Source organism: Protofrankia symbiont of Coriaria myrtifolia, assembly GCF_900634755.1.
Taxonomy (GTDB): domain Bacteria; phylum Actinomycetota; class Actinomycetes; order Frankiales; family Frankiaceae; genus Protofrankia; species Protofrankia coriariae.
Genome location: NZ_CAAAFS010000114.1, coordinates 1 through 5013, shown reverse-complemented (window position 1 = coordinate 5013; position 5013 = coordinate 1). Strand labels below are relative to the sequence as shown.

The following is a 5013-nucleotide window of genomic DNA, read 5'->3' as shown; positions in this document are numbered from 1 at the left end:
GGTCAGGGCGGGCAGAGGTACGGGGCTGGCGTCGACGAGCGTGTCGTTCACCGCCGCGTACGGGTTCACGATGCCCTGGCCGAGGTCAGGCCCGATGGCGGTCGGGATGGTGGTCACGGCGAGCCGCCTGGCGATCTGGCCGGATTTCAGGTCGGGGCGCCGGGCGCGAACCAGTGCGGCCGTCGCGGCGACCTGCCCGGACGCGATACCGGTGCCGCTGACGTTGACGGCCATGCCACCGGCCCGTTGCAGCGTCACCATCTCGGCGCCCGGCGCCACGAGGTCGACATAGTCACCGTGCGCCGACCCGGCCCACCGGTTGCCCTGCTGGTCGATCGCGCCGACCCCGACGACACCGGGATAGGCCGCGGGGTACGGGATCGGGTTGCGATCGTTCGCGTCACCCCGGTCACCGACCGCCGCCACCACGGTGACACCCCTGGCCAACGCGTCCGCGACCGCCGCGCGAACCGCCGTGTTGTCGACATAGACGGCCACGGCGACATCGATGACCCGCGCGCCGCTGGCAGCCGCCCAGGCGATCCCGCGGGCGAGCACCGTCGGGTCCACCTCGGTGGAGCCGAAATGCTGGTCGGCGATGACACGTACGGGCAGGATCGTGACGTTGGGCGCCAGTCCGGCGAACCCGACGTCGTCAACCCGCCGGGCGGCGATCACTCCCGCCACCTGGGTACCGAGGCCGAGGCAATCGCTGTTCGCCGTACCGCCTGAGGCGACCGCGTCAAAGCCGGCGGCCACATGACCGGCCAGCTGGGGATGGTTGGCGTCGACACCGGAGGAGAGCACCGCGACGGTCACACCGCTGCCACGCGTGAAGGGCCAGACGTGGTCCGGTGCCAGCAGCTGCTGTGCCCAGGGGACACCCCGGAAGTCCTGCCCCGGTTCGGTACAGTCCCGCCCGGTCGGGACGGCCAACGCGCGAGCCGGCAGGACGAGCAACACAAGCAGCAGAGCAGGCAGCGAGGCAAGCAGCAGGGTGGGCAGCGGGGCGGGCAGAGCCCGCACCGCGTCGTGAAGGACTGATACCCCGACGGTCGGCGCCCGTCTGGTACCGCTCACCGATCGGCGCCTTCCCCCGAGCCGTCCCGTGGCTGCCAGAGCAACAGCGAGCGCACCTGGTCGGCCGGCACCTCGATGCCCCATGGGATGCCGGGATTGACCGACAGGGCATGGCCCTGCGGGCAGACGCCGGCGAGCAACACGAACGGCAGGGTGACCGACGGCCCCTGGTCGGGGTGCGCTGCCGCAAACATCTCCGCCGAGGTGAACACCTCGATGGCGGGCGCGTCCGGGACACCGGCCATAAGCCAGGGAAAGCCCTCCTCGAGGATCTCCTGCGGATCGGCCACCTTGCGCGCGGTCGGTACCACGACCCTGGCGTCCAGGAGCCTGTCGACATACCCGGCGGTGTCGGCGCGGGCAGCGGCGGCGCGCAGTGCCTCGTCGGTGTCGAGAAGCGCGGACGCCGCCTCGGGGTCGTCGGCCATCGCGTCGACGATGGCCTCGCCGGCGGTCTGGATCTCAAGCTCTCCCCGGGCGGCCGCCTCGACCGCCTCGACCGGCAGGTACGCGTCGATCGGGTAACCGGGGTTGACCGCCAACCACCACTGCGGCGTCGGCCATTTCTGGCGTAGCTCGGTGTAGCTGGTGGTGGTGTAGGCACCCGAGAAGGCGGCCAGACCTTCGACCGAGGTGAACACGGGCAGGACGGTCTGGCCGGCGAACTCCCCGGTGATGAAGGTCTGGCCCCGCGCCTCGTCCGCGCCGGCCCGGGGTGGGCCGACCTGGGGCAGGTAGAGGTCGGCGGTGGCGAGGATCCGGAAGAACCCGGCCCGGTCAGCGTCGGTCAGTGCCCGCGCCATCGCGACCTCGGTGTCGTTCGCCGGCTGCCATGCTGTGGTCACTGGGGCTCCGTGGTCGCTGGGACTGCGCCTTGCTCCTCGATGGACGGCTCCTCGATGGCACGCGCCGGGAGGCCGGCAGGCTCACGCCCGTCCCTTCTGGCACCACGACCGTGGCCGGGTTGTGGGCGGCGAGCTCCCGCAGCGAAGGGGGCGGCTCGGTCAGCACCTGCCAGAACGCCACGAAGTCGTCGGCGCACCGGCGCAGAAGCCGCTTGCACACGTCGCCGGCCGTGTACGTATCGGTGTCCCGCGGGTCATCGTCGTCCCAGTACCAGATCGAGCCCTCGTCGCCGCCGCGCACCCGGACGGCGATCAGCCCACCCTGTACGTACCCTATCGCCAGGAAATCGGGGGTGAGCCGGTCACCGAACCAGGCGTTCGCGTACACCAGATCCTGGAGCCGGTCCTGGCGGGCCACACCGAAGAACGGCTGATCGACGACGAAGCCGAAACCGGGGTGCACGGCTGGCGCGGCCGGGCATCCGCCGTTCGTCCGACGCAGAAACGACCGGTAGCCGGCGGGCAGGCCATACCCCAGACGCTCCTCCACTTTCTCCATCACCTCGTCGGACAGCCGCTGCGTGAACCGGATCCGTGGCGGTGCCCCGCCCTCCGCCGGCAGGCCGCGTCGGGCGCGATCGGCCTTGCCGGTGCTCACCCCACCCAGATGCCGGTACGCACCATGCAACTCGACGGGGACGAGGGCGATCCGGCGTGTCCCGGACAGCAGCACCGGCAGGTGCGCCCAGGTCCACCCGGCCGGGGTGGCGCCCCCGGGCAGGCCCGCCCAGAGCGGATCTCCGCTGGCGGCCATGGTGTTGTTGGCGGTGAGCACGTCGACCACGCGTGCCTCGTCCACGCCGAGATCAGGTGAGCACGGTGGCAGCCGGACGACGGCATGTGCGCACGGGATCCAGTCGGGGAAGCCGTGCGGCCCGACCGGGATTCCGTCCCGGTACCGGATGCGCAGCATCGGCGAAGCAGGATGGACGATCTGGAACACATACCGGCCGCCGGGAATCACGCGGGGCTCCCGTGCAGGCGAAGCGGTTCCGTGCGGTACAACCATCGCTCTCCTTTCTTCCCACGCACCTGCCTGGAACGCTGAAACTGTCCCGACGCCAACTGTCCCCGCCCGGCCTTCGGCCGGCTACACCCTTTGTAACGCGCTGGTGCGGTAACCGGCTATCCTTATGAGGAGGAGGTTTGATGCGACGGCTGCCGGCAGTCGCCGCAGCGCTGGTGCTCATGGCCGGCTGCGGCACCTTTGGCGACAGGGGTGGGCCAGCTCCCCACCGCGAAGAAAAAGTGGATCATGTCATCTTCTACCAGATATACCTGCGGGGCGGGCCCGGCTTCGAGATCTATCTGAACTACACCGACGCCACCGGGAAGCAGCAGCACGATGAGAGCATTGCACCGACCTGGTTCCGACAGATCACCGTGCGGTATCCCGATGTCATGCTGGTGGCGATCTCCGGTACCGCCGTTCCCGAGCCGGCGACACTCGCCGGACTGGCCGTCCAATTTCCCTCGACGGAGTGCGTCCTCACGATCGACGACGAAATTGTCGATCAGCGGGCCTCGGGCTTCCCGACGTGTCAGGCGACGCTGACCGCCACGGCCCACCCCGTTCCGAGACGCTCCCCAATTTGATCAGTTCTCCAGCGACAGCCACGCCTTGAAACGATACGCCTTCGGATTGATCCGGACGTTGCCGGACGGGTCGACAACCGCCCAATTAGTAACGAACATAACATGGTACAGCGGATCGCCGGCAGGATCAAAAGCACCCGGGACGATCCCCTCCCGGAACGCGGCATCAACCAGCCGCTCCCGATCAAGACCGAATCGCTCGACGGCCTCCGACTCCTCCCACCCACCATCCATATCCCCGCTCATGCCCTCCGTCGGAATGTTCAGCGGGGTCGCCTCGACCCAGTCGATCAGCTCTGCAGAGTACCCATAGAAGCGGTAGAAGTCATCCAGGTCATGAAAGTCACCCGCGCGGGCAGCCAGCTCGGCGGCCAGAGCCTCGTCTCCCCGCGGATGCCACCGAGTCGGATACGGCTCGGTATAGAGACCCGCGTAAATCTGGTCCAAGGCCAACGGGCCGAAGGCAACCGCCAACCCGTCACCGGTGACAACCGCGAAGATCTGCCGCCGATCACTGTTACTCTGCAGAAACCGGCAGATCTTACCAACACCCACCATCATCAACCAATCCGCTCAGCACACCACGGGTAGAAACCACCGACCAACGGACGCCCCCACCCACACGATGCCCGCCCAGAAATTTTTCTTGACGAAGACATGCGGACGCTGAGGAACCGCCCACTCGGGAGGTGCACGATACTAGTCGCATGCCCGACTATGACATGCGAACCGTTACCGTGTTCACCCGGCTCATGGACGAGAACGGATGGTCCGCGGAGGACGTCACCCTCGAACGACCTCCTGGCGGCGACCTGACGCTACACTGCCGCACCTCGGGCCGCGTCGTAGAAATGATCATAGAGGAAGATGCCGCCGAGTACCGTCGGACGTGGACCGTCAGAACCGAACACGTACCACGGGTACTACGGGCAGCCCTCCGGGATCTGTTCACCGACACCGCAGCGCTACACACCTGGCTGGCCGACACCGGAATCCCCACCACTCCCGAGGAATGGCAGGGCTACCCGATCCGGCCGCTGGACGAAGACCGCCTCCTCATCGAGGCCGTACGCACGATCATCGGCACGGAGGAAAACGACGAGGGAACCACGATCGCCGACAGGTTCACCACATGGCTGGCAGAACAGTCCATCGACTACGAGACCAGCGAACAAGTCACCAACGCCGACTGAATCAGCCTCGCCCACAAAACCACTCCACGCGGCCGATGCCCGACACCGCCGATTTTAGACTGGCGGGCCACCGCGGCCGGCATCACGAGAGAAACCCGCCTCGCGCAGTTGCCGCTCCAACCAGTCCAGGAAAAGGACATGGTCAACAGAATAGGTGACCAGCATTTCCGAACCGTTCGGGTCCAGACGCACCCGCCCCGTACCGTCGACCAGCACACGCTCCCGATCAACATCGATAA

At 67.8% G+C, this 5013-nt stretch carries 7 protein-coding genes; 2 read left to right on the top strand and 5 right to left on the bottom strand.

What is annotated here, in order from left to right:
• The 3 genes from CM1CMNOD_RS06290 to CM1CMNOD_RS06280 form a co-directional block, all read right to left on the bottom strand.
• A partial coding sequence (locus CM1CMNOD_RS06290; RefSeq protein WP_165490451.1) for a S8 family serine peptidase occupies window positions 1–1080 on the bottom strand: 1080 nt, incomplete at its 3' end.
• The gene (locus tag CM1CMNOD_RS06285) at window positions 1077–1925 is read right to left on the bottom strand and encodes an SseB family protein (RefSeq protein ID WP_043603127.1); all 849 of its coding nucleotides are present in this window, start codon (window positions 1923–1925) and stop codon (window positions 1077–1079) included. The genes CM1CMNOD_RS06285 and CM1CMNOD_RS06290, both read right to left, overlap by 4 nt.
• A complete protein-coding gene (locus CM1CMNOD_RS06280; RefSeq protein WP_202797679.1) occupies window positions 1858–2949 on the bottom strand; it encodes an SMI1/KNR4 family protein in 1092 nt (363 codons plus the stop codon). Before CM1CMNOD_RS06280 ends, CM1CMNOD_RS06285 begins: the two co-directional genes overlap by 68 nt.
• Window positions 2950–3134: 185 nt before the next feature.
• Between CM1CMNOD_RS06280 and CM1CMNOD_RS06275 the strand changes: the two genes are divergently transcribed.
• Window positions 3135–3581 (top strand): hypothetical protein, encoded by a 447-nt coding sequence (locus CM1CMNOD_RS06275; RefSeq protein WP_013872833.1) that lies wholly within the window; start codon window positions 3135–3137, stop codon window positions 3579–3581.
• Here the strand turns inward: CM1CMNOD_RS06275 and CM1CMNOD_RS06270 are convergent, their stop codons facing one another.
• Window positions 3582–4142, bottom strand: a complete 561-nt coding sequence (locus tag CM1CMNOD_RS06270) for a hypothetical protein (protein WP_131772303.1) — start codon at window positions 4140–4142, stop codon at window positions 3582–3584. It abuts the gene before it with no gap.
• Window positions 4143–4303: 161 nt separating this feature from the next.
• Here CM1CMNOD_RS06270 and CM1CMNOD_RS06265 point away from each other — a divergent pair, with 161 nt between their 5' ends.
• Window positions 4304–4774: a hypothetical protein gene (locus CM1CMNOD_RS06265; protein WP_131772302.1), complete on the top strand. Its 471-nt coding sequence runs from the start codon at window positions 4304–4306 to the stop codon at window positions 4772–4774.
• A 54-nt stretch (window positions 4775–4828) separates the two neighbouring features.
• Here the strand turns inward: CM1CMNOD_RS06265 and CM1CMNOD_RS21565 are convergent.
• A partial coding sequence (locus CM1CMNOD_RS21565) for a hypothetical protein (protein WP_207387468.1) occupies window positions 4829–5013 on the bottom strand: 185 nt, incomplete at its 5' end.

Coding starts and splice junctions, on each gene's coding strand:
- CM1CMNOD_RS06275 (WP_013872833.1), top strand. CDS start 3,135: ATGCGACGGCTGCCGGCAGTCGCCGCAGCGCTGGTGCTCATGGCCGGC.
- CM1CMNOD_RS06270 (WP_131772303.1), bottom strand. CDS start 4,142: ATGATGGTGGGTGTTGGTAAGATCTGCCGGTTTCTGCAGAGTAACAGT.
- CM1CMNOD_RS06265 (WP_131772302.1), top strand. CDS start 4,304: ATGCGAACCGTTACCGTGTTCACCCGGCTCATGGACGAGAACGGATGG.